This window comes from Streptacidiphilus sp. MAP12-33 (genome assembly GCF_041261265.1).
Taxonomy (GTDB): domain Bacteria; phylum Actinomycetota; class Actinomycetes; order Streptomycetales; family Streptomycetaceae; genus Streptacidiphilus.
In genome coordinates this window covers 16,863-41,886 of the sequence record NZ_JBGCCA010000042.1, presented here as the reverse complement: position 1 = coordinate 41,886, position 25,024 = coordinate 16,863, and the positions used below count along the sequence as shown (strand labels likewise).

19 protein-coding genes are annotated in these 25,024 nt (G+C 71.6%); 12 read left to right on the top strand and 7 right to left on the bottom strand.

Features of this window, described 5'->3' with window-relative positions:
• Positions 1–63 precede the first annotated feature (63 nt).
• The 8 genes from ABH931_RS33260 (at position 64) to ABH931_RS33225 (ending at position 12,630) form a co-directional block, all read left to right on the top strand.
• Entirely contained in the window at positions 64–249 is a 186-nt protein-coding gene (locus ABH931_RS33260) for a hypothetical protein (RefSeq protein WP_370121823.1), read from the top strand.
• Between the two features lie 276 nt (positions 250–525).
• Positions 526–2,481, top strand: a complete 1,956-nt coding sequence (locus ABH931_RS33255; protein WP_370121820.1) for an alpha-1,4-glucan--maltose-1-phosphate maltosyltransferase — start codon at positions 526–528, stop codon at positions 2,479–2,481.
• The gene (treS, locus tag ABH931_RS33250; protein ID WP_370121817.1) at positions 2,478–4,229 is read left to right on the top strand and encodes a maltose alpha-D-glucosyltransferase; all 1,752 of its coding nucleotides are present in this window, start codon (positions 2,478–2,480) and stop codon (positions 4,227–4,229) included. The genes ABH931_RS33255 and treS overlap by 4 nt, the downstream gene beginning before the upstream one ends.
• A gap of 147 nt (positions 4,230–4,376) precedes the next feature.
• On the top strand, positions 4,377–5,960 hold the full coding sequence (locus ABH931_RS33245; RefSeq protein ID WP_370121814.1) for a maltokinase: 1,584 nt from the start codon (positions 4,377–4,379) through the stop codon (positions 5,958–5,960).
• A gap of 3 nt (positions 5,961–5,963) precedes the next feature.
• Positions 5,964–8,333, top strand: a complete 2,370-nt coding sequence (gene glgB / locus ABH931_RS33240) for a 1,4-alpha-glucan branching enzyme (protein ID WP_370121812.1) — start codon at positions 5,964–5,966, stop codon at positions 8,331–8,333.
• 29 nt (positions 8,334–8,362) lie between these two features.
• A complete protein-coding gene (gene aroA, locus ABH931_RS33235) occupies positions 8,363–9,601 on the top strand; it encodes a 3-phosphoshikimate 1-carboxyvinyltransferase (RefSeq protein WP_370121809.1) in 1,239 nt (412 codons plus the stop codon).
• A 411-nt stretch (positions 9,602–10,012) separates the two neighbouring features.
• The gene (locus ABH931_RS33230; protein ID WP_370121807.1) at positions 10,013–11,506 is read left to right on the top strand and encodes an APC family permease; all 1,494 of its coding nucleotides are present in this window, start codon (positions 10,013–10,015) and stop codon (positions 11,504–11,506) included.
• A gap of 152 nt (positions 11,507–11,658) precedes the next feature.
• On the top strand, positions 11,659–12,630 hold the full coding sequence (locus ABH931_RS33225) for a hypothetical protein (RefSeq protein ID WP_370121805.1): 972 nt from the start codon (positions 11,659–11,661) through the stop codon (positions 12,628–12,630).
• Positions 12,631–12,840: 210 nt separating this feature from the next.
• Here the strand turns inward: ABH931_RS33225 and ABH931_RS33220 are convergent, their stop codons facing one another.
• Positions 12,841–13,218, bottom strand: coding sequence for a GntR family transcriptional regulator (locus tag ABH931_RS33220; RefSeq protein ID WP_370121802.1), 378 nt, complete (start codon positions 13,216–13,218; stop codon positions 12,841–12,843).
• Complete coding sequence (locus ABH931_RS33215) at positions 13,215–13,934, bottom strand: hypothetical protein (protein WP_370121799.1); 720 nt, start codon at positions 13,932–13,934, stop codon at positions 13,215–13,217. The genes ABH931_RS33220 and ABH931_RS33215 overlap by 4 nt, the downstream gene beginning before the upstream one ends.
• Positions 13,935–14,088: 154 nt before the next feature.
• Between ABH931_RS33215 and pta the strand changes: the two genes are divergently transcribed.
• From pta to pyk, 3 genes are all read left to right on the top strand, one after another.
• Positions 14,089–16,224 carry a phosphate acetyltransferase gene (pta, locus tag ABH931_RS33210; RefSeq protein ID WP_370121797.1) on the top strand — a complete coding sequence of 712 codons (2,136 nt, stop codon included), beginning with the start codon at positions 14,089–14,091 and terminating at the stop codon, positions 16,222–16,224.
• Positions 16,221–17,447 carry an acetate kinase gene (locus ABH931_RS33205; RefSeq protein ID WP_370121794.1) on the top strand — a complete coding sequence of 409 codons (1,227 nt, stop codon included), beginning with the start codon at positions 16,221–16,223 and terminating at the stop codon, positions 17,445–17,447. The genes pta and ABH931_RS33205 overlap by 4 nt, the downstream gene beginning before the upstream one ends.
• Positions 17,448–17,511: 64 nt before the next feature.
• Complete coding sequence (pyk, locus tag ABH931_RS33200; protein ID WP_370121792.1) at positions 17,512–18,936, top strand: pyruvate kinase; 1,425 nt, start codon at positions 17,512–17,514, stop codon at positions 18,934–18,936.
• A gap of 127 nt (positions 18,937–19,063) precedes the next feature.
• On the opposite strand, the gene ABH931_RS33195 is transcribed toward pyk, so the two are convergent.
• The 5 genes from ABH931_RS33195 to ABH931_RS33175 all read right to left on the bottom strand — a co-directional run bounded on the left by ABH931_RS33195 (position 19,064) and on the right by ABH931_RS33175 (position 24,083).
• Entirely contained in the window at positions 19,064–19,681 is a 618-nt protein-coding gene (locus tag ABH931_RS33195; RefSeq protein ID WP_370121789.1) for a spherulation-specific family 4 protein, read from the bottom strand.
• Positions 19,682–19,769: 88 nt separating this feature from the next.
• A complete protein-coding gene (locus ABH931_RS33190; RefSeq protein ID WP_370121786.1) occupies positions 19,770–21,212 on the bottom strand; it encodes a hypothetical protein in 1,443 nt (480 codons plus the stop codon).
• A complete protein-coding gene (locus ABH931_RS33185; protein ID WP_370121783.1) occupies positions 21,202–21,786 on the bottom strand; it encodes a DUF6114 domain-containing protein in 585 nt (194 codons plus the stop codon). Before ABH931_RS33185 ends, ABH931_RS33190 begins: the two co-directional genes overlap by 11 nt.
• A gap of 119 nt (positions 21,787–21,905) precedes the next feature.
• Complete coding sequence (locus tag ABH931_RS33180; protein WP_370121780.1) at positions 21,906–22,541, bottom strand: DUF6230 family protein; 636 nt, start codon at positions 22,539–22,541, stop codon at positions 21,906–21,908.
• A gap of 561 nt (positions 22,542–23,102) precedes the next feature.
• Positions 23,103–24,083 carry a tetratricopeptide repeat protein gene (locus ABH931_RS33175; RefSeq protein WP_370121777.1) on the bottom strand — a complete coding sequence of 327 codons (981 nt, stop codon included), beginning with the start codon at positions 24,081–24,083 and terminating at the stop codon, positions 23,103–23,105.
• 313 nt (positions 24,084–24,396) lie between these two features.
• Here ABH931_RS33175 and ABH931_RS33170 point away from each other — a divergent pair, with 313 nt between their 5' ends.
• Positions 24,397–25,017: a TetR/AcrR family transcriptional regulator gene (locus ABH931_RS33170; protein WP_370121774.1), complete on the top strand. Its 621-nt coding sequence runs from the start codon at positions 24,397–24,399 to the stop codon at positions 25,015–25,017.
• The last annotated feature ends 7 nt before the right edge of the window (positions 25,018–25,024 follow it).

The window sequence follows — 25,024 nt, the reverse complement described above, 5'->3', positions numbered from 1 at the left end:
TCGTAGGAATTCACGACACCGACACACGGCTGTCCAACCATGTGCGACCAACTGCCTTGATCCGTGGCCGAAATGCTCCGCTACCGGCACGTAGCACCCGCGTTCGGTGCGACGATCGAAGCAGGTCGGAACGGACGCGCCGACCTGCACGCCGGTGATGTGGAACCGGTGGTTCTGCGTGTCCACTCCTCGCGCGCGATCGTTGTCAACACGATGACGTTCGACAGGTGGCAGGTTGCCGAGCGGTGAGGCTGGGGAAGGCTCTCTTGGTCGCCCCCCGACGCCTCTCAGTAGGGCTCCCGCGCCGCCGCACCACCCTCGGCACCACCCCTCACTCAGCGTCACCATCACTGTGCGTCACCCCCTTTACGGCTCCACGCTTTGGTTCTCCGTCGGGCTCCCCGGCGCCCTGCGGCACCCCTTTTGTCCTGACTTCTGCACCATCCCCACCCCGCATTCGCTTTACCTTGGCTTTACCAGCCCCCGCCCTGCGTGATGCCCGCACGAAAGGACGACCAGCCCCAAATGATCGGCCGTATTCCCGTACTGGATGTCAGCCCCTCGGTGGACTGCGGACGTCGCCCGGCCAAGTCCGTGGTCGGCGAGGTCTTCGAGGTCAGTGCGACGCTCTTCCGCGAGGGCCACGACCTGATCGGGGCCAACGTGGTGCTGCGCGATCCGCGCGGCCGCAGCGGCCCGTGGACGCCGATGCGCGAGCTCGCCCCCGGCAGCGACCGCTGGGGGGCCGAGATCACCGCGGCCGCCCCCGGCCGCTGGACCTACACGGTGGAGGCCTGGGCCGACCCGGTCGCCACCTGGGAGCACGCTGCCCGGATCAAGATCGCGGCAGGCGTCGAGCCCGGCCTGATGCTGGAGGAGGGCGCGCTGCTGCTGGACCGTGCCGCCGCCGGCGTCCCGAAGAAGGACGGCAAGGCGCAGGTCCTGGCCGCCGCCGAGCTGCTGCGCGAGTCCGGGCTGCCTCCCATGGAACGCCTCGACGCGGCCCTGACGCCGGAGCTGCGCGGTGCGCTGACCCGGCATCCGCTGCGTGAGCTGGTCTCCGCCTCGCGGCCGCTGCCGCTCCAGGTCGACCGGCCGCGCGCGCTGTACGGCTCCTGGTACGAGTTCTTCCCCCGTTCCGAGGGCGCCAAGGTCGACCCGACGGGCCGTCACGCCCCCGTCGCAGGCACCCTGCGCTCCGCCGCCGAGCGGCTGCCCGCCGTCGCCGCCATGGGCTTCGACGTGGTCTACCTGCCGCCCGTTCACCCGATCGGCCGGGCCTTCCGCAAGGGCCCGAACAACACCCTGGAGGCCGGGCCGTTCGACGTCGGCTCGCCTTGGGCGATCGGCTCCCCCGAGGGCGGGCACGAGGCGATCCACCCCGACCTGGGCACCATGGCGGACTTCGACGCGTTCACCGCCCGCGCGGCCGAGCTCGGCCTGGAGATCGCCCTCGACTTCGCGCTCCAGTGCTCCCCCGACCACCCCTGGGTCGAGAAGCACCCGGAGTGGTTCACCGAGCGGGCCGACGGCACCATCGCCTACGCCGAGAACCCGCCCAAGAAGTACCAGGACATCTACCCGATCAACTTCGACCGGGACTTCGAGGGCCTGGTCGCCGAGACGGTGTCGCTGCTGCGCCACTGGATGTCCCACGGCGTGCGGATCTTCCGCGTCGACAACCCGCACACCAAGCCCGTCGTCTTCTGGGAGAAGGTGCTCGGCGAGATCGCCAAGAGCGACCCGGACGTGCTCTTCCTGGCCGAGGCGTTCACCCGTCCGGCGATGATGCACACCCTCGCCAAGGTCGGTTTCCACCAGTCGTACACCTACTTCACCTGGCGCACCACCAAGCAGGAGCTCACCGAGTACCTGACCGAGCTCTCCGGGGACGCGGCCGCCTACATGCGGCCCAACCTGTTCACCAACACCCCCGACATCCTGCACGCCTACCTCCAGCAGGGCGGTCGGGCCGCGTTCGCGATCCGCGCGGTCCTGGCCGCCACCCTCGCCCCGAGCTGGGGCGTCTACGCCGGCTTCGAGCTCTACGAGGGCGCCCCCGCGAAGCCCGGTTCCGAGGAGTACCTCGACTCGGAGAAGTACCAGCTCCGTCCGCGCGACTGGTCGCGCACGGACACGCTCGCGCCGCTGCTGACCACCCTCAACCGGCTGCGTCGCGCGCACCCCTGCCTGCAGGAGCTCCGCAACCTGCGGTTCCACCCCACCGACAACGACCAGCTCCTCGCCTACAGCAAGAGCCGCGGCGAGGACACCGTGCTGACCGTCGTCACCCTCGACCCGCAGCAGCCACAGGCGGGCACGCTCACCCTCGACCCGGAGACCTTCGGTGGCGACGGCGAGTGGGAGGTCATGGACGAGCTGACCGGTGCCGTCTGGCGGTGGGGACGCCACAACTACGTCCGGCTCGACCCCCACACCATGCCGGCACACATCCTCACGGTCCGGAGGGCCGCTCAGTGATCGTCAACGAACCCGTCCCCGACACCTTCGCCGACACCCCGCAGCGCGACCGCGACCCGGAGTGGTTCAAGCGTGCCGTCTTCTACGAGGTCCTGGTCCGGTCCTTCCAGGACAGCAACGGGGACGGCATCGGGGACCTGAAGGGTCTGACCGCCAAGCTCGACTACCTCCAGTGGCTCGGCGTGGACTGCCTCTGGCTGCCCCCGTTCTTCGCCTCGCCGCTGCGCGACGGCGGCTACGACGTGGCCGACTACACCGCCGTGCTGCCCGAGTTCGGGGACCTCGCGGACTTCGTCGAGTTCGTCGACGCCGCCCACCAGCGCGGCATGCGGATCATCATCGACGTCGTCATGAACCACACCAGCGACCAGCACCCGTGGTTCCAGGCCTCCCGGACCGACCCGGACGGCCCCTACGGCGACTACTACATGTGGGCGGACAACGACAAGCTCTACCAGGACGCCCGCATCATCTTCGTCGACACCGAGACCTCCAACTGGACCTACGATCCGGTCCGCAAGCAGTACTTCTGGCACCGCTTCTTCTCCCACCAGCCGGACCTGAACTACGAGAACCCCAAGGTCCAGGAGGACATGCTGGCGGCGCTGCGGTTCTGGCTGGACCTCGGCATCGACGGCTTCCGCCTGGACGCCGTGCCCTACCTCTACGCCGAGGACGGCACCAACTGCGAGAACCTCCCCGCGACGCACGAGTTCCTCAAGCGGGTGCGCGCGGAGATCGACGCCGAGTACCCGGACACGGTGCTGCTGGCCGAGGCCAACCAGTGGCCCGAGGACGTCGTCGACTACTTCGGTGACTTCTCCGCCGGCGGCGACGAGTGCCACATGGCGTTCCACTTTCCCGTCATGCCGCGCATCTTCATGTCGGTGCGACGCGAGAGCCGCTACCCCGTCTCCGAGATCCTCGCCAAGACGCCCGCCATCCCCTCCGGCTGCCAGTGGGGCATCTTCCTGCGCAACCACGACGAGCTGACCCTGGAGATGGTCACCGACGAGGAGCGCGACTACATGTACGCGGAGTACGCCAAGGACCCGCGGATGCGCGCCAACGTCGGCATCCGGCGCCGGCTCGCCCCGCTCCTGGACAACGACCGCAACCAGATCGAGCTGTTCACCGCACTGCTGCTCTCCCTGCCCGGCTCGCCCGTGCTGTACTACGGCGACGAGATCGGCATGGGCGACAACATCTGGCTCGGTGACCGCGACGGCGTCCGCACGCCGATGCAGTGGACGCCGGACCGCAACGCGGGCTACTCCGCGGCCGACCCGGGCCGGCTCTCGCTGCCGACCATCATGGACCCGGTCTACGGCTACCAGGTGACCAACGTCGAGGCACAGATGGCGAACCCCAGTTCGCTGCTGCACTGGACCCGCCGGATGATCGAGCTCCGCAAGCTCAACCCGGCCTTCGGGCTGGGCTCCTACGCGGAGCTGCCGTCCAGCAACCCGGCCGTCCTCGCCTACCTGCGCTCCTACGGCGACGACCTGGTCATGTGCGTCAACAACTTCTCGCGGTTCGCCCAGCCGACCGAGCTGGACCTGCGCGAGTTCGAGGGCATGCACCCGGTCGAGCTGATCGGCGGGGTCCGCTTCCCCGCGATCGGCCAACTGCCGTACCTGCTCACCCTGGCGGGGCACGGCTTCTACTGGTTCCGGCTGCGCCCGGGCGACGGACCCGCACGACTGAGCGCTGTTCAAACGCACGCTCGCCCCCAGGGCCCGTCCTAGCCGACGCCGCGTCCCCCGTCCTGCGCAACGCCGTCCTCCGCCGGGCGTGCCGACGATGCCACGTCCGTCCGTTCCGGGAAAAATGGTTCAACCGGTGATGACCGCCCTCATCGCCGGTTGTACCGGTCTTTCCGGGGAAAGGGAGACATGTCCGACACCTCCCGCCCGCGTGCCGTGACCACGCCGGTCCCGCCCACTCCAGCGGCCGGCTACCGCCCCCTCGTCGAGGCAGCCCTGCCCCTGCTGCGCGACTGGCTGCCGCGCCAGCGCTGGTTCGCGGGCAAAGGCCACCCGATCACCACGATCACCCCGCTCAGCATCACCCTGCTGCCCGGCCCGACCGGGCTAGCCCGGGCCACCGGCACCCTGCTGCACCTGCTGCTGCGCGTGGAGCAGCGCCACTCCGGCGGCGGCGCGCCCGTCGTCGACGTGTACCAGCTGCTGCTCGGCGCCCACCCCGACGGGCTGCCCGGCCTGCACGGCGCGGCCGTCCCGAAGGACGCCGTGATCGGCAGGATCACCAGCGGCCCGCACGACGGGCTGGTCGCCTACGACGCAGCCTACGACCCGGCACTGACACGTCGACTGCTCGCGCTGCTGACCGCACCGCAACGGCTCGGTCCGCTGCGGTTCTCCACGCTCGGCGCACGCCTTCCGGCCGCCGCTCCCGGCCGGGTCAGCACGGCCGAGCAGTCCAACACCTCGATCATCTACGACGGCGGCAGCGCCGCGGAGGCGGCGATCCTCAAGCTGTTCCGGCGGGTCGCCCCCGGTCTCAACCCCGATCTGGAACTCTCGCTCGCCCTCGGCCGGGCCGGCAGCAGCCGCATCCCGGCCCCGCTGGCCTGGTTCGAGTCGGAGCTGCCGGACGCCCCCGACCAGGCCCCGGCGACGCTGGGCGTGCTCACGCACTTCCTGCGCGACGCCGAGGACGGCTGGGAGCTGGCGCTGCGCCAGATCCACCTGCTGGACGCGGACCCGTCCCGGGTCGGCAACTTCGCCGCAGAGTCGTTTCTCCTCGGCCGGGCCACCGCCGACGTGCACCTCGCGCTGGCGCGCAGCCTGCCGGTGACGGTGCTGCGCCGGGCCGAGGTCGAGGCGATGGCGGAGACCATGGCCCTGCGTCTGGACGCGGCCTGCCTCGCCGTGCCGGCACTCGGTAAGCACCGGGACGCGCTGCGGCAGATCTTCCGCGACCTCGCCGCCGCGGCCCGCGACGGGTTGCGGCTGCGGGCCCAGCGCGTCCACGGCGACCTGCACCTGGGACAGGTGCTGCGGTCCTCGCGCGGCTGGGTGCTGCTGGACTTCGAGGGCGAGCCCGCCAAGACGCTGGACGAGCGGCGGCTGCCGCAGCCCGCCGTCCGGGACGTCGCCGGGATACTGCGTTCCTTCGACTACGCGGCGGCCCACGCCCGCCTCGCGGACCCGGCCGTCGCCGCGGCCTGGGCGGCCCGCAACCGGGAGGCCTTCGTCGCCGGTTACGCCGCGACGGGCGCGGAGGACCCGACCCTCGACCCGGTGCTGCTGCGCGCCTTCGAGACGGACAAGGCCGTCTACGAGGTGGTCTACGAGGCCCGGCACCGCCCCGACTGGGTGGTCATCCCCCTCGCCGCCTGCGCCCGCCTGGCGACGACCCCCACCGCACCGCTCGCCCCGACCGACCACGCCACCTTGACCAGCCCCGGCTCGACACCCCCGACCTCGACACGCCACACCTCGACGGAGGCATAGATCGTGACCCGGTTCGACGTACCCGCCACCTTCCTGGGAGCGAACGCCCCGAACGGCGGGGGTCCCGCGCCGCTGCCGGGAGCCACCCCGAGCCCGAGCCCCGACGCGACGGCCGAGTTCCTGGCCGACGTCGGCCTGCCCGCGCCGGGGGCGGTCCTCGCCTCCGGCGCGGCGGTGCGACCGGTGCCCGAGGCGCCGCTCGCGCCCGGGGAGGTGGAGCGGCTGGTCGGCGGGTGGCACCACGACCCGCACGGGCTGCTCGGCGCGCACGACACGGTGTACGGGACCGCCGTACGCGTGCTGCGTCCCCTGGCCGAGCGGGTGGTCGTGGACACGGGCGTCGAGCGGTTCGAGCTGACCCACCAGCAGGACGGGCTCTTCACCGGTCTGCTGCCGAAGGCGTCCGCCGTCGAGGGCTACCTGCTCCAGGTCACCTACGCGGGCGAGGAGCACCAGCAGGAGGACGGCTACCGCTTCCTGCCCACCCTGACCGAGACCGACCTGCACCTGATCTCCGAGGGCCGCCACGAGCAGCTGTGGCTGGCGCTCGGCTCGCACCCGCGTCTGGTCGAGGGCGTCATGGGCACCGCATTCGCGGTCTGGGCGCCGAACGCCTCCGGAGTCCGGCTGATCGGCGACTTCAACGGCTGGAACGGTGCCGCGCACCCGATGCGCTCTCTCGGCGCCAACGGCGTGTGGGAGCTGTTCGTGCCGGGCCTGGCCGAGGGCACGACGTACAAGTACGAGATCGCCACCCGCGACGGCCGGATGCTGCAGAAGGCCGACCCGCTCGCCCGCCGCGCGGAGATCCCGCCGGCGACGGCGTCCGTCGTCACCTCCTCCCGCTACGACTGGCACGACGCCGACTGGATGGCGACCCGTGGCAGGCTGCCGCACCACCAGGCCCCGATGAGCGTCTACGAGCTCCACCCCGGGTCCTGGCGACCGGGGCTGACGTACCGGCAGCTCGCGGACGAGCTGCCGCCCTACGTCCGCGACCTCGGCTTCACCCACGTCGAGTTCATGCCGGTGATGCAGCACCCGTTCGACGGCTCCTGGGGCTACCAGGTCACCGGATACTTCGCGCCGACCTCGCGCCTGGGCACCCCGGACGACTTCCGGTACCTGGTGGACAAGCTGCACCAGGCCGGCATCGGCGTGATCGTGGACTGGGTGCCCGCGCACTTCCCCAAGGACGAGTTCGCGCTCGCCCGCTTCGACGGCGAGCCGCTGTACGAGCCGGCCGACCCGCGCCGGGCCGAGCACCCGGACTGGGGCACCCTGGAGTTCGACTACGGCCGGGCCGAGGTACGCAACTTCCTGGTGGCCAACGCGGTCCACTGGGGTGAGGAATTCCACGTCGACGGCCTGCGGGTGGACGCGGTCGCCTCCATGCTCTACCTCGACTACTCCCGCGAGGACGGCGAGTGGGCGCCCAACGAGCACGGCGGGCGCGAGAACTGGGACGCCGTACGGTTCCTGCAGGAGATGAACGCCACGGTCTACCGGCGCTGCCCCGGCATCGTGACGATCGCCGAGGAGTCCACCGCCTGGCCCGGGGTGACCGCCCCCACCGAGCACGGCGGCCTCGGCTTCGGCCTGAAGTGGAACATGGGCTGGATGCACGACTCGCTCGTCTACATGAGCCATGAGCCGGTGCACCGCAAGTTCCACCACAACGAGATGACCTTCTCCATGGTCTACGCCTACAGCGAGAACTACGTCCTGCCGATCTCGCACGACGAGGTGGTGCACGGCAAGCGCGCGCTGGTCTCCAAGATGCCGGGCGACTGGTGGCAGCAGCGCGCCAACCACCGTGCCTACCTGGGCTTCATGTGGGCCCACCCGGGCAAGCAACTGCTGTTCATGGGGGCAGAGTTCGCCCAGGGCGCGGAGTGGGACCACAAGGAGGGCCCGCAGTGGTGGGTGCTCGACCCGGCCTGGCCCGCCCACGCCGAGCACGAGGGGGTCCGCGACCTGGTCCGCGACCTGAACCGGCTCTACCTGGACACCCCGGCGCTGTGGCAGCTCGACGCCGACCCGGCCGGCTTCTCGTGGCTGGACGGCGGCGCGGCCGAGGACAACGTCTTCTCCTTCGTCCGGCACGACGCCCAGGGACGCCCGCTGGTCTGCGTCAGCAACATGTCCCCGGTCGTCCGCCACGGCTACCGCGTCGGCCTGCCGACGGTCCGGGCGGACGTGCGCGACGCGCGCTGGCTGGAGATCCTGAACACCGACACCGGGGTCTACGGCGGCGGTGGCGTCGGCAACCCCGATCCGGTGAAGGCCGAGCAGGTCGCGTGGAACGGCCGTGACACCAGCGCCGAACTGACCCTTCCGCCGCTTTCCACTATCTGGTTGAGCCCTGCGTAAACCGGTCCTGCGGCCGTATCCTCGGCCGCATGACCGTCGTCCAGATCCCCGGTTCCAAGTCCGTCACCGCGCGCGCCCTCTACCTGGCGGCGGCGGCCGACGGCACCACCACGCTACGGCAGCCGCTGCTCTCCGACGACTCGGAGGGGTTCGCCGAGGGCCTGATCTCCCTCGGCTACGCGGTGGACCGGCAGCCGGGGGTCTGGACGATCGAGGGCCGCCCGCAGGGGCCGGCCGTCACCGAGGCGGACGTCTTCTGCCGCGACGGCGCGACCACCGCGCGGTTCCTGCCGGCGCTCGCCGCCGCCGGGCACGGCTCGTTCCGCTTCGACGCGTCCGCGCAGATGCGCCGCCGCCCGCTCGGCCCGCTGACGCAGGCGCTGCGCGAGCTCGGTGTCGACCTCACCCACGAGCTGACGGAGGGCCACCACCCGCTGCGGATCGAGGCGTCCGGCATCAAGGGCGGCCCGCTCACCCTGGACGCGGGCCTGTCCTCGCAGTTCCTCACGGCGCTGCTGCTGACCGGTCCGCTGACCGAGCAGGGCCTGGAGATCACCGTCACCGACCTGGTCTCCGTGCCGTACGTGGAGATCACGCTCACGATGATGAACCGCTTCGGCAACCCGGCCCACCGGGTCGGTGACACCTTCGTCGTCCCGCCGGTGCCCTACACGGCGACGGACTACCTGATCGAGCCGGACGCCTCCACCGCGAGCTACGTCTTCGCCGCCGCCGCGCTGACCGGCAACACCGTCACCGTCCCGGGCCTGGGCACCGACTCGCTCCAGGGCGACCTGCGCTTCGCCGAGGTGCTGCGGGAGATGGGCGCCGACGTCTCGATCACGGCCGAGGGCACCACGGTGACCGGCACCGGCCGGCTGCGCGGCGTCACCGTCAACATGCGCGACATCTCGGACACCGTGCCCACCCTGGCCGCCATCGCGCCCTTCGCCGACGGGCCGGTGCGGATCGAGGACGTCTACAACACCCGCATCAAGGAGTGCGACCGGCTGGCCGCCTGCGAGCAGAACCTCGTCGCCCTCGGCGTCCCGGTCACCACCGGCCGCGACTGGATCGAGATCCAGCCCGCCCGCCCCACCGGCCCGGTGGAGATCGCCTGCCACGGCGACCACCGCATCGCGATGTCGTTCTCGGTCACCGGCCTGCGCACCCCCGGCATCACCCTCGACGACCCGGCCTGCGTCCGGAAGACCTTCCCCGAGTTCCACAGCGCCCTGGCCGCGCTGCGTGCGGAGTGGGGCGTCTGAGACGGGTGTGACCTGCGGGGCGCCTGCCCGGCGCCCCGCAGGCGTGGCAGGCCGGCGGAGTTACCCGCGAGTTCACTCGCGGGCCACGCCGGTCTGCAACGGATTCCGGCTCGAAGTCCGGAACTCGCCACTGAATCCGCAATCCAGGAAGCCTGCTAAACGAATTCCGCCAAACCATTGCCAGCCTCGGTCGGCTACCGGCACGATGTGGCACGCGCTGGCACCAGAGGTGTCCGAACGGCGACCCCGCTTCCGGAAACACAGACGTCACAAGGCTGTTGCCCAGCTCGCGATCACACCTGCTTGAGTGCGGCTCAGCATTCCCCCGTGCCGTGCCCCGCACTTCCGTCCCACCAGTCGCCGGCCGAGAACTCCCTCCCCACACCCTCGGCCGCCGCAGGAGAGGTTCCGTTGAGCGAGTACACCCCGACCGAGGCGAGAGGCGGCCTGCGGGCCAACGTCCTCGGTTCCTTCGACACCGTCGTCATGGCCGTCGCCGGCAGCGCCCCCGCGTACTCGCTGGCCGCCAGCTCCGCCGCACTGCTCGGAGCGGCAGGCCTGTTCAGCCCCGCCGCGCTGCTGTGGTGCGCCATACCCATGCTCGGCATCGCCTGGGCCTTCAACTACCTCGGCCGACTGGACGTCAACGCCGGTGCCAGCTACTCCTGGGTCGGCCGCGCCCTGCACCCCTCGCTCGGCTTCGCGGCGGGCTGGTCGCTGGTCGTCTCCGCGCTGATCTTCATGGTCGCCGGGTCGCTGCCCGCCGGCCAGTACACGCTCTCGCTCTTCTCCGCGAGCCTGGCCGGCAACACCTGGGCCGCGATCGGCGTCGGCGCCTTCGTCTTCCTGATCATGGCCCTGCTGGTGCTGCTCGGCGCGCGGATCACCGCGCACGCGCAGTGGATCATGACGGGCATCGAGATCGCGATCCTCGCGATCTTCGGCATCCTCGCCCTGTTCCACCACCGCCCGGGTGCCGCGTTCCACCTCTCCTACCTGTGGGGCTTCGGCCACTTCGGCGGCATGAGCGGCTTCGCCGCCTCGGCGCTGGTCGCCGCCTTCTACTTCTGGGGCTGGGACGTCACCGCCAACCTGAGCGAGGAGACCACCGACTCCAAGCGCAACTCCGGCCTCGGCGGCCTGCTCGGCGTGGCCGCCGTCTTCGCGGTCTTCGAGATCTTCACCATCGCGCTCAACATGAACGTGACGGACAAGCAGATCGCCGGCGGCACCTTCCTCAGCGACCTCGGCAACGTCGTGATGCCGGGCGCGGGCGGCAAGATCATGGTCCTGGCCGTGGTGCTCTCCACCATCGCCACCCTGGAGACGACGCTGATCCAGATCAGCCGCTCGCTCTTCGCCATGGGCCGCGACAAGACCCTGCCCAGCGCCTTCGGCAAGACCCACTCCCGCTGGCAGACCCCGTACGTGGCGATCGCCGTCGTCGTGGTGATCTCCCTCGGCCTCTTCGTCGCCTCGGCCAAGGTCGGCAACGTCGGCACCATCCTCACCGACGCGGTGAACGCGATCGGCCTGCAGATCTGCGTCTACTACGCGCTGGCCGGCATCGCGGTCGTCGTGGCCTACCGCAAGGTGCTCTTCAAGTCCGCCTCGAACGCGCTCTTCGTCGGCATCTGGCCCGGCGCCGGCGCGCTCTTCATGGGCTTCCTCTTCATCGAGAACTGCATGAACCTCAGCGGCGAGGTGATCGCGATCGGCCTCGGCGCACTCGCGCTCGGCATCATCCCGCTGGCCTTCTACTGGGCCAAGGGCAGCGAGTTCTACACCAACCCGGGCGCCCGCCTGGACGCGGCGCTCGCCGACGCGGTCGACGCCGAGTTCGGCGGTTCGACGCTGACCGTCAGCTCCTCCAGCAACTCGGGCTCGGTCGCGACCGACCTGTAGCACCGTCACCACCGTTCGTCACCCGGCCAGACCAGGCAGGACCAGGCACCACCGGCACCACCAGCACCTCATATCCACAGCACGGCAACCGGCAGTCACCCGACTGCCGGTTGTCGGCTTTCCGCTTTCGGAAGGGTTCAGGAGTCGCCGACATGGCCCGATCATCACGTCGCAGCAGCGCACCGCAGTTCGACCCGACATACGGGGACCAGGATCTCGCCACGGCCCGCCGAGACCTGGTGGTCGGCCGCTGGCAGGGCCCCCGCGACCTGCTCCGCGACACCGGTCGCGACTGGGACCGGCGCACGCACCGCATGCGCCTGCTGGCCGACACCGCGGCCGCGACCCGCACGGTCGAGTCGTGGCAGGTCGCGGAGCCGAACAACCCCGACGCGCTGGTGCTCAGGGCCGAGACGGAGGTCCAGCGCCTCTTCCTGGCCGTCGCCGAGACGAGCAACCAGAACGGCACCCCACCACCGAGTCAGGACGCGCTGGACCGACGTGAGTTGGACCGGGTGGCCCGCATCTGCCTGCAGGCGGCGGAGCGGCACCCCACGGACCCCGTCCCCTGGGTCTCCCTGATGACCCTCGCCCGCCTCTACGCCGACGGCCACCCCCACGTGTGGCACTGGTGGCGCGAACTCCAGGCCCGCGACCAGTTCAACCGCGAGGGCCACCACCAGGTGCTGCGCCACCTGTCCGCCCGCTGGCACGGCAGCTACGGCGAGATGTACAACTTCGCCCGCGACAGCGCGGCGTTCGCCCCGGCGGGCTCACCGCTCGCGGCTCTCACCCAGGCCGCGCGGGCCGAGCACTACCGGCACCGCCTCGCCACCGAGGGCGAGTCGGCCGTCGGCCTCACCTACCACTGGACCCACGAGGTCGCCGTCCAGGCCCTGCACGGGACCCTGCGGCAGTGGATCACCCACCGCAGCACGATCGAGTTCGCTCAGGACGTGGCCGATCTCAACCTGCTGCTGCACGGCCTGGTGTTCGCCGGCCTCATGCCGGAGGCCAAGGAGATCTCCGCGCTCCTGCGCGACCGCCCGGCCCGCGTCCCGTGGGCCTACTGCGGCGACGCGATGGCCCTCTTCCAGCACTGGCACGCCCAACTCGGCGGCTGACTCCGCGCCAGAGTGGACGTCGCACCACCTCACGGGCGCGACGAACTGCGCGACAATCCCCCGGCCTTCGGCCGGGAGGTGCCTCTCCCACGCAGGTAGAGCCCCGAACGCGCAGGGCCATCCGCTCGTCAGTGGTTGCTCGCACCCACGCAGGGGCACCTCCCGGCCGAAGGCCGGGGGAGGAGCCGCACACCGGCGGAGCCTTTCGCCTCAGGGGCGCTGCGCGCCGAACGCGGCCCTGACGGCCGCGAGGGCGGTGTCCGCGTTCGCGCCCAGGGACCGGGCGTCGCGGGCGAACCGGGTGGCCAGCTCGGCGAGTCGGTCCGGCGGCGGAGCCGCGCCCACGGCGACGCGGGTGCCCGCCGCGCGGCGCGTGGTGACGAGGCCTGCGGCCTCAAGCTCGCGGTAGGCGCGGGCGACGGTGCCGGCCGCCAGGCCGAGGTCCGCGGCGAGCTGGCGTACGGGCGGCAGGCGATGACCCTCCGCCAGACCGCCGGAGGCGACCAGCGTCGCGAGCTGGGCACGGATCTGCTCGTAGGGCGGGACCGGTGAGGTCGTGTCGACGCGCAGCGCGGGAGTAGCGCTCATCCCCGCCTGCACAACGCGACTCCGCACGCCACCGCCCCGGCGCCGGACAGCACGGCGACGGCGCCCAGCCCGAACGACGCCGCGTCCAGCGCGCCCGCGCCGCCGCACGGCAGGTCGCTCAGCGCACCGGACATCGCCAGCGAGACGCCCGCCAGGGACGCCGTGACCAGCAACCCCCATCCGGCCGTCACGCGCGAGGCGCCCGCGCGACGCCAGGCCTCGTCGACGGTCGGCCTCCGGGCGATCCGGCGCAGTGCCAGCAGCGAGCCGGTCCCCGCCACCGCCAGCGCCGCGAGGAGCGGGACTCCGTAGAAGAAGCCCGGCCACGGGCCCCTCAGAGCGGCGACGTCACCGCAGCCGTAGGCGAAGGCCCGGCCTGATCGGCCCAGGTCGTCGGGGCTCGCCACCGCGCCGGCGACGGCGAGCAGCGCCACCAGGACCGCCGCGCAGACACCGAGCGCGGCGACGGCCCGACGCGGGACGAAGTCCCTGATCCGACGCGGCGTCAGCCCGGCCACCCGGACGGTGCCCGTCGGGCGCGGTGCGGTGGCGTCCGCGGCCAGGGCGCCGAGCACCGCGCCGAGGCCCAGCAGGGTCGGTGCCAGCATGGTCCCGAGCCCGAGCTCCCCCTGCCCCGACGCCCATGCGGCCGCCACCACCCCGATCGCCAGCCCACCCCACCGCAGCAGGTCCTGACCCACGCCGACCCTGTTCACCCAACGCCCCCGTCACTCTTGTATCAACTGCTTGATACAAGATAGCGGACCCTCGGGACCTTGGTCATCAGTTCCTCCGCGAGCCCCCCACTGCCCGAAATGCGAAGGTAGTCTCGAAGCCGCTCGAACAGCGACTTTGGAACGGAGTGCCTCGGTGGCCCGCAGTGTCTACGTGACCGGAATCGGCAGAGGGGACGGCCGGCAAGCGGTCGAGCTCGGGGTCATGGAGCTGCTGACCCGCCATGTCGACCGCGTCGGCCTCTTCCGGCCGCTGGTGCACCCGCCCACCGACCACGTCGTGGAGCTGCTGCGCGGGCGGTACCGGCTGGACCTTCCGGCCGAGGCCATGTACGGGATGAGCTACGACGAGGCCGCCGCGCTCCAGGCCGAGCGCGGGCAGGACGAGCTGGTGAGCCAGCTCGTGGACCGCTTCCACGCGGTCGAGCGCGCCTGCGAGGCCGTACTGGTCCTCGGGACGGACTTCGCGTCCACCAACATCCCTGACGAGCTTGCCCTGAACGCGCGCCTGGCGAACGAGTTCGGCGCGAGCGTGCTGCCCGTCATCGGCGGGCACCGGGAGACCGCGGACACCGTGGTGAACGAGGTGCGCAACGCCCACCGCTCCTACACCGACCTGGGCTGCAACGTCCTCGCGATGATCGCCAACCGGGTCACGCCGGGCGACAAGCAGGCGATCACCCGGCGCCTGACCAACAAGCCGGACGTGCCCTGCTACGTGATCCCTGACGACCCGGCGCTCTCCGCGCCCACCGTCACCCAGGTGGCCGAGGCCACTCACGCCGAGGTGGTCCTCGGCGACCCTGCGGGCCTGGCCCGCGACGTGCGCAGGTTCGTCTTCGGCGGCGCGATGCTGCCCAAGTTCCTCGACGCGCTCTCCGACGGCTGCCTGGTGATCACCCCGGGCGACCGCGCGGACCTGCTGATCGGCGCCCTCGCCGCCCACGCGGCCGGCGCGCCGCCGATCGCGGGCGTGCTGCTGACGCTCGGCGAGACGCCCGGCCCGAACGTGATGAAGCTGGCCGCGCGCCTCGCCCCGGGCACCCCCGTGCTGGCCGTGCAGGAGGGCAGCTACCCGACCGCGATGGACCTCTCCACGCTGGAGGGGCGCCTGACCGCGGCCAGCCCGCGCAAGGCGGAGACCGCCCTTGGCCTGTTCGAACTGCACGTCGACACCGCCGAACTGACGGACCGGATCGAGCTGAGCCGCAGCGAGCGGGTCACCCCGATGATGTTCGAACACGAGCTGCTGGAGCGGGCCCGCGGCGCGGCGCTGCGCGAGATCGTGCTGCCCGAGGGCGCCGAGGAGCGGGTGCTGCGGGCGGCCGAGGTGCTGCTGCGCCGCAACGTCTGCCACCTCACCCTCCTCGGTGCCGAGGACGCGGTCCGCCGCAAGGTCGCCGAGCTGGGCCTGAACATCTCCTTCGACGTCGCCGACAGCACGAACGCCTCCCGTGCCCGGGCGCGGGTGATCGATCCGGTCACCTCCCCGCTGCGCGACCGCTTCGCCGAGGTCTACGCGGAGCTGCGCAAGCACAAGGGCATGAGCGTCGAACTGGCCCTGGACGTGGTCACCGACGTCTCCTACTTCGGCACGCTGATGGTCCAGGAGGGCCTGGCGGACGGCATGGTGAGCGGCGCGGTGCACTCCACGGCCGCCACGATCCGCCCGGCGTTCGAGATCATCAAGACCTCGCCGGACGCGAAGATCGTCTCCTCGGTCTTCTTCATGTGCCTGGCCGACAAGGTCCTCGTCTACGGCGACTGCGCGGTCAACCCGGACCCGAACGACGAGCAGCTGGCCGACATCGCGATCCAGTCCGCGGCGACCGCCGCCCGCTTCGGCGTCAGCCCGCGCGTGGCGATGCTGTCCTACTCGACCGGCACCTCCGGCTCGGGCGCGGACGTGGACAAGGTCCGCAAGGCCACCGAGCTGGTGCGCGGGCAGCGGCCGGACATCCTGGTCGAAGGCCCGATCCAGTACGACGCGGCAGTCGACGAGTCCGTGGCCGCGACCAAGCTGCCGGGGTCGGCGGTCGCCGGGCAGGCGAGCGTGCTGATCTTCCCGGACCTGAACACGGGCAACAACACCTACAAGGCCGTGCAGCGCTCGGCCGGCGCGATCGCCGTCGGCCCGGTGCTCCAGGGGCTGCGCAAGCCGGTCAACGACCTCTCGCGCGGCGCGCTGGTCCAGGACATCGTCAACACCGTGGCCATCACCGCCATCCAGGCCCAGCAGGCGGCCGCCGCACGCAAGGAGACCCAGGCATGAGCGACGCGACCCGGGTGCTGGTGCTCAACTCCGGCTCCTCGTCCGTGAAGTACCAGCTCATCGACATGGCCGACGGGGCCCGCCTCGCCTCCGGCCTGGTCGAGCGGATCGGCGAGCCGCAGGGGCGGATCAAGCACGAGCCCGCCGGTCAGCCGCGGCGCGAGCGCTACGAGGCGTTCCCCGACCACGCCGCCGCGCTCGGCGCCGTCGCGGACGAGCTGGCCGAGGACGGGCTGGGGCTGGACTCGCCGCGCCTGGCGGCGATCGGGCACCGCACCGTCCACGGCGGCACCCGCTTCACCGAGCCGACGCTGATCACCGACGAGGTCGTCGACGAGCTGCGCGAGCTGATCCCGCTGGCGCCGCTGCACAACCCGGCCAACATCACCGGCATCGAGGTGGCCCGCAAGCTGCGGCCCGACCTGCCGCAGGTGGCCGTCTTCGACACCGCGTTCCACGCCGGCATGCCGGAGTACGCCGCCCGCTACGCGATCGACAAGGCCACCGCCGACGCCCACCAGGTGCGCCGCTACGGCTTCCACGGCACCTCCCACCAGTACGTCTCGCGCCGCGCCGCGCAGCTGCTGGGCGCCTCGCCCGAGGCGGTGAACGTGATCGTGCTGCACCTGGGCAACGGCGCCAGCGCCTCGGCCGTGGCCGGCGGGCGCTGCGTGGACACCTCCATGGGCCTGACGCCGCTGGAGGGCCTGGTCATGGGCACCCGTTCGGGCGACATCGACCCGGCCGCGATCTTCCACCTGCACCGGGTGGGCGGCATGTCGATCGACGAGATCGACGCCCTGCTCAACCGCCGCAGCGGCATGCTGGGCCTGTGCGGGGACAACGACATGCGGGAAATCGGGCGCCGAATGGACGAGGGCGACGCCGAGGCCCGGCTCGCGTTCGACATCTACGTCCACCGGCTGCGGAAATACATCGGTGCCTACTACGCGGTATTGGGCCGGGTGGACGCCGTCGTGTTCACCGCGGGGGTGGGCGAGAACGACGACGCGGTGCGCGCGGCCTCACTGGCGGGCATGGACTCCCTGGGAATCGAGGTGGATTCCGTGCGCAATGCCGTGCGGGGCAGCACACCCCGGCTGATCTCCACCGACTCCTCCCGGGTCAAGGTCGCGGTGGTGCCGACGGACGAGGAGCTGGAGATCGCCCAGCAGACCTTCGCGGTCGTGCGCCGGGGCGCCGGGAGTGCGGAACAGCGGTGAACGCGCCGGAATGCGCGTAATGCGCACTCATGCGCCGGAAAGGTAAGCCGATAGGATGAGCCATATGCGCCGAGCCAAGATCGTTTGTACTCTGGGTCCCGCGACCGACGGATTCGAACAGCTGAAGTCGCTGATCGAAGCCGGAATGAACGTCGCCCGTCTGAATATGAGCCACGGCAGCCACGCCGAGCACGAGAACCGCTACAACAACGTCCGCGCGGCTGCCGACGCAGCCGGCCGCGCGGTGGGCGTGCTCGCCGACCTGCAAGGCCCCAAGATCCGCCTCGCCACCTTCGCCGACGGTCCGGTGACCGTGGAGAACGGCGACACCTTCACCATCACCACCGAGGACGTCCCCGGCGACCAGCACATCTGCGGCACGACCTACAAGGGTCTGCCCGGCGATGTGAAGCCCGGCGACCCGGTCCTCATCAACGACGGCGTCATCGCCCTGGAGGTCGTCAGCGTCGACGGCCCCCGCGTGGTGACCCGCGTCGTCGAGGGCGGCGTGCTCTCGAACAACAAGGGCATCAACCTGCCCGGCGCGGCGGTCAACGTCCCCGCGCTCTCCGAGAAGGACAAGGACGACCTGCGCTTCGCGCTGCGTCTGGGCGTGGACATGGTCGCGCTCTCCTTCGTCCGCAACGCCGCCGACATCGACGACGTGCACAAGGTCATGGACGAGGAGGGACGCCGCGTCCCGGTCATCGCCAAGGTCGAGAAGCCCCAGGCCGTCGAGGCGATGGAAGAGATCGTCATGGCCTTCGACGCGGTGATGGTCGCCCGCGGCGACCTCGCGGTCGAGTACCCGCTGGAGAAGGTCCCGTTGGTGCAGAAGCGTCTGATCACGCTCTGCCGCCGCAACGCCAAGCCGGTCATCGTCGCCACCCAGATGATGGAGTCGATGATCACCGCGTCCCGGCCGACCCGCGCCGAGGCCTCCGATGTCGCCAACGCGATCCTGGACGGCACGGACGCGGTCATGCTCTCCGCGGAGTCCTCCGTCGGCAAGTACCCGATCGAGACCGTGCAGACCATGGGCCGGATCATCGAGGCGGCCGAGCAGGAGCTGCTCGCCCAGGGCCTGCAGCCGCTGAACCCGGGCCGCAAGCCGCGCACCCAGGGCGGCTCCATCGCCCGCGCGGCGTGCGAGCTGGGCGACTTCCTCAACGCCAAGGCGCTGGTGGCCTTCACCAAGTCCGGTGACACCGCCCGCCGCCTGTCGCGCTACCGCTCGCCGATCCCGGTCATGGCGTTCACGCCGGAGGCCTCCACCCGCAACCAGCTGACCCTCAGCTGGGGCGTCGAGACCTTCGTCCTGCCGCAGGCGCCCAACACCGACGCGATGGTCGACCAGGTCGACGAGGCGATGGTGGCCCAGGGCAAGTTCGGCAAGGGCGACACCATCATCGTCACCGCCGGCTCCCCGCCCGGCATCATCGGCACGACGAACATGGTGCGCGTGCACCACCTCGCCACGGGCGACTGACCGTCACCTGCACTCTCCAGGGGCGCGAGGCTCTGCTGATCAACTGCGTGCGCGAGCAACCACCGTGTGCGGATGGCCCTGCTCGTTCGGCGACACACCACATCGGGTGGCCTGTCGCGCAGGCAGTTCATCGAGCAGAGCCCCGCGCCCCTGAGGCGTTGCCGAACACCGCCCAGGGGTTGGGGAGTTCGCCCGGCGTGGCGTAGCCGTGGACGCGGGCGCCCGGCGGGGCCGCGTAGACGAGGTGGCAGCCCGGGTCCGATGACCGGTCGCCGTAGTCGCTCCACGGGCCCTCGAAGGTGACCACGAGGTCCGCCAGGTCGAGGTAGGCCGGGTGCGGCGGCACCCCCGGGTTGAGGACGAGGTACGGCGCGCCGAGCGAGCGTGCGGCGATCGCCAGACGGACGTAGTGCGGCAGCGCCTCGGAGCCGTCCGGGGTCTGGTCCAGGAAGACGCCGTCGACGGCGTACCACCGCCGGTAGGTGCCGATCTCCGCGACGACCTCGGCATGGGGGCGACGGCCGTAGTCCGTGTCCACGTAGCCGAGGACTCGCGTCGCGCCGCGCAGGCGCGGCAGGACGTCGAGGTAGGCCTGGTCCACCGCCGGGCCCGGGCCGCTGGCCGGGTTGATCACCACCCCCGCGAGCCGGGGTGCCTCGTCCGCCAGCGCGGCCCACGCGGCGGGCTCGACGGCCGGGTGGAAGTAGGCCGGGACGAGCAGTCGGGATATCGGATCGTCACTCACGCCGGGTTCAACGACCGCGCGGGAAAAGGGAAACCCCCTCCGCCGAAGCGGAGGGGGTCCCGGGTGGTGCGGATCGCGGCGCTGCGGCTCACTGTCCGAGCGGCGTGTAGAACAGGTGCATGCCCGGGATGGTCAGGTTCCCGCCGAACTGGCCCTGCTGGATCGCCGTCACATTGCCCATCTCCAGCGTCAGCGGGATCGGGATCGCGCCGATGAGGTTGTAGAGCCACTGCGGCAGGGTGTCCGGGGTCAGGTCCAGGCTGACGTTGAGCAGGCTCAGCGGGATGCCCTCGGCCGCCAGCAGGGTGCCCTTGAGCTCGGTGACGTACATCGTCACCGTGCCGCCACGCATGGTGGAGGTCGAGCCGGGCGAGCCCTGGACGTGGACCTCCTGGCCGCGCTGGTTGGCGGACATGTCGAGGTCGCCGATGTTGACCGCCTCGGCGGTGAACTTCAGCACGCGCTGGGTGCTGCCGTCCGCCAGCGGGACGGTGACCACGCCGTGGAACTCGGTGTTGATCAGCTTCAGGTCGGAGGACTTCAGCGTCCACTTCTCCACCGGCATGGTGCCGGCCGCGAGCTGCGAGCTGACCGAGGTGTCCAGCGGCGCCGCCAGGTGGCTGATGTCGCAGGGCTTGTTCGGGTCCGAGGTCGGCGTGGCCGTCGGGCTCGGGGTCGCCCCCGTGCCGCCGGTGCCGGACGACGGGCTCGTGCTCGGCGTCGCCGGCGGGGTCGCCGTCGCGCTCGGCTTGGCCGAGGTGGGCGCGGCCGACGTCGAGGGGGCCGGCGTCGCCGCGCTGCGGACGGCCGCGGCGTGCGCCTGCGGCTTCGCGCTCGCCGAGGCGGACCCGGACGGCTGCGCCGTCGGGGTCGTGGCGACGGTCGTGCCGGAGGCCGTGTGGCCGCCGAGGAGACCGCCCAGCAGGCCACCCAGGATGCCGCCCAGCGGGTCGGAGGGGCCGCCCTGGGTCGGGCTGGGCGTGGGCGTCGGCGTGCTGCCGGTCCCGGTGCCGCCCGTGCCGCCACCGGTGCTCCCGGAGCCGGAACCGCCGGACGCCGAACCACCGGACGCCGAACCGCCCGAAGCCGAGCCACCGGCGGCCGAACCGCCGGAGGCGGAGCCGGTGCCGCCGCTCGTGCTGCCGCCCGTACCGCCGCGCTGGGCCGGCACGGACGCGCCGGTGCCGGTGGTGTGCGGGGCGGCCTTGCCGACCACCACGCCGCTCTTGGTCGTGGTGGTGCCGGGCGTGGCCGGGGTGGTCGCGCCGGTACCGGTACCGGGAGCGCCCTTGGTGCAGGTGCCGCCCGTCGTTCCCGCCAGGTCGGGCGCGGACTTCGGCGCGACCTTGGCGGCGCCGTCCGCGGCGAAGGCCAGCTTGGGGGCGAGCATGCCCATCAGCAGGGCCGTCGGCATGGCGGTCAGGGCGATGGCGCGACCGACGGGGCGCTGCATGCGCCCGCGCACGGTGGGCCGGGGAGCAGCGTGGCGGCCGGCGGTGCGAACCGGCTGCTGCTCGTTGTCACTCGACACTCTTGCTCTCCTCCTGCGGCTCCTGAGGCTCCAGCGCCTCGGGTGCGGCGGGCTCCGCGGCCGGCTGCTGCGCAGCCGCTCCCGCCTCGCCCGCCTGCTGGGTCGGAAGAACCACCCCGGTGTCCGCCTCCGCCGCGACCGCCTGGGCCGTACCCGCCTCGGGCTCCGCCTTCAGCGGGGCCCAGGAGCAGACCAGGGCGCCACCCAGGATGCCGAGCATCAGGCCCATCCCGAAGCCGCCGAAGTTGGAGACCGGCAGCGAGATGATGCTGAGGACGATCGCCGCGATGCCGGCGAAGACGCGGATCAGCGGCTGGAACCAGCACGAGATGCCGAGAGCGATCAGCAGCATGCCGATGACGGCCGAGCCCGCACCCGCGGTCGTGGCCATCTGGATGCGGAGCGCGCCGATGTTCATCGTCGCGTACGGGAAGTAGAGGATCGGCCCGGCGGCGCACAGGACCAGAAGGCCGCCCCAGAACGGGCGGGTCCGGCGCCAGTCACGGAAGGATCGACGGACCTTGGTGAAGCCGCTGATCGGATCGGGCTGCGCCGTCGTCATCGCGCTGGTCACGTGGCAGCTCCCAGGGGTGTAGCTCGTTGGGGTGGAGCTCGATGGCTCGAAACTCGAAAGGGGGTGGCGGGGAGGGGACAGGCCCTCCCCGCCGAAAGACCTCAGGTACCTCGGTTACGTCAGAAGCAGGGGTTGCTGCCGGACGAGAGGTTGAGGTGCATGTTCGCCAGGGCGAAGGTGCCGGCCGAGGTGGCCCACGCGGTCTGCTTGACGTTGGTCAGGTCGGCGGAGTCCGCCTCCTGGCCGAAGCTGCCCGCGAAGCCCGGCTGGGCGGCGGACGTGGAGTCCACCGGGCCCTTGCTGATGGCGCCACCGGCGACACCGATGTTGATGTTGTTGAAGGTCGCGGTGTCGGCCTTCAGGTCCGTCATGTCGATGAAGAGCTTCGACGCCTGGACCGGCGTGCCCGCGTCACCGGCGGTGATCCGCAGGGTGTAGTCACCCAGCGGGCCGAGCGGCACGTCGACGGACTGGCACAGGTTGGTGATGGTGGCGCTGTTGAAGCCGGAAACCGCGACCGGAAGCGGCGCCTTGGTGCCACTGCCGTTCACCACGGTGTCCACGGTGCCGTACTGCGAGAAGCCGTCACCGTGCAGCGAGCCGGCCTCGACCTTGAACGACGCGCCGGACAGCGCGAAGGACGCGGCGAGCGCGCCCTGGGCGATGCTGACACCGACCGCGGCGGTCGCGGCCAGAGTCGGGACCATGACGACGGCGAAGCGCTTCCAGCGGGTCTTGCCGAAGGTCTGGGACATGAGTCGAGATCCTCCTTCTCGGACGTACATCTCCCGGCGGGGTGTGGGTGCCCGGCCGGAGATGGGGAGAAGAGCTACGTCCTCGGGAGGTGAGAGCACCCCCGAGCGACAACCACTCGTGCGTGCCGAGGGGCACGCCCGTTTCGAGCACAGGCTCCATCCACCGGACGGAGACCCCCCTGTCCTCAACTCAGGTGCCGGCGGACCGACACCCCGCCCGGTGGGGATTCCAGCGCCCGCTCCCCGACCGGCTGCCGGGGTTCAGGTGTTGGACCGAGCGTGCTAGATCGTGGTCCATGTGGGGCCGCTGCACAAGTGGTTCATTACCGATGAGTAAGGAACACGTGAACCACACAAGGCCCGGGAAAGACTCCGGTTTGACGCTCTGTGATCGTGATCACCTGGCACCCCGGGCCAAGCTGCTGGAAACACGGGCGTAACAGACGAAGACGGCCACGCAGGGTGACCGTCTCGCCGGAATGTCAAGATTTGATAAAGCACGTCGACGTCAGGTCGGCGTGTCGACACATCTCCGCAACACGCTCACGAAGGTGACACCCGTCAGAAGAGCTTGCGTGCCAGAGCGCCCCGCGCCTGCACCACGCGGGGGTCGTCGGCGCCGATCACCTCGAAGAGGGAGAGCAGGTGCAACCGCACCTTGTCGCGCTGCTCGCCGAAGGTGCGGCCCACCGTGTCGACCAGCCGCCCGAAGGCGTCGTCCACGTGACCGCCCACCAGATCCAGGTCGGCGGCGGCGATCTGGGCGTCGGCGTCGCCGGGCTGCTGAGCGGCGGCGGCGCGCACGGCCGCGGGGTCGGCTCCCTGCACCCGCTGGAGCAGCTCCGCCTGGGCGAGGCCCAGCTTGGCCTCCTCGTTGGCGGGCTGGTCGGCCAGCACGTTGCGGTAGGCCTGGATGGCGCCGCCCAGGTCGCCCTGGTCCAGCGCGTCGTGCGCGGCGGCGAGCGCCGGGTCGAGCGGCTCCTCGGCGCCCTCAGGCGCGGCCACCGGCTCGCCCCTGCCGCTGCGGACACCGGGCTCGCCGGCGATGCCGAAGCGCTCGGCCGCCTCCTTGATCAGCTGGTCCAGCAGCGGGCGGATCTCCTCCGCCATCGCCGGGCCCTCGAACAGCGGGATCAGCTGACCGGCGACGACCACCAGCACGGTGGGCAGGTCGCGCAGCTGGAGCTGCTGGGCCAGGCGCTGGTTGTCGCGGACGTCCACCTCGGCCAGCACGAAGCGGCCGTCGTACTCCTCGGCCAGCGCCTCCATCACGGGGACCTGCTGCTCGGCCGGGCCGTAGCCCTCGGCCCAGAACAGCAGCAGCACCGGGACCTCGGCGGAGAGCGGGATCACCGTGGCCTGGAAGTCGGCCTCGGTGACGGCGAAGATCAGTGGCTCGGCCGCGGCGTCCACCCCGTTCGCCTCGGCCTTTCGGGCGCGCTCGGCACGCATCTGCTCCGCCTTGGTGGCGGCGTCGGCGGCCGCCTTGACCGCGGCGAGGTCGACCGCGCCGCGCAGGGACATGTTGTTCCGTGGCTGCATGGGCCTATCCTCCCCCGTCGCGCGGTCCGTTCGCACCAATACCCCCGCTGTCCTGTTGGATTGCAGGACCTCGGGGGATGTGGTGCGTCGTACGAGTGTGTGAAAGTCAGCGGGCGCGGATCCCCATCCGCGCGGCAGCGTGGTTGTCGCTCTTTCGCTACGAGTCGTAGCGTATATGGGTCCACCGGCTCCGCGCATCAGGTTCCACGTGAGCTGCGCCACTCTTGCGCCCGCCCTCTCGGAGCACTGAGTACCGGCGAGTAACCTGCGTTAACCCAGCCTTCACAGAACCGCCGTCCACAAGGAGCCCGACGTGACCGCACCGGCCGGCCCGCGCAAGGGCCGCCCGCGCAACGCCGAGGCGGATGCCGCGATACTCGCGGCCACCCGGGAGGCGCTGGCGGAGCTGGGCTGGGGCGGGCTCACCATGGGCGACGTGGCCGTCCGTGCGGGCGTCGCCAAGACGACGCTGTACCGGCGCTGGCCCTCGAAGAACGAGCTCGTGGTCGCGGCCGTCGCGGAGAAGCTGGACGAGCTGGAGATGGCGGACCTCGGCAGCCTCCGCGCCGACATCGAGGCGGTCGTCGGCCGGTTCGCCGAGCTGCTCTCCGCCCCGGAGACGCAGGCGGCCCTGCTGGCCCTGTTCGCGGAGGCCACCCGCGACCCGCTGCTGCGGCTGCGCGTGCGCGAGGCCATCATCGAGCCGCAGAAACGTTTGGTCCTCGCCGGCCGCGCCGCCGCCCAGGCCCGCGGCGAACTCCCCGCCGACACCTGTGCGGAGGCCGCGGCGGCGGCGGTCGACATCATCTTCGACACGGTCGCCGGCACGGTCGTCCACCGCATGCTCGTCAGCGGCGAGCCCGCGACGGCCGAGTGGATCAGTGCCTTCACCACCCTGCTGCTCCACCCGCTGACGGAGATCGCCGCGGGCTGACGCGCCG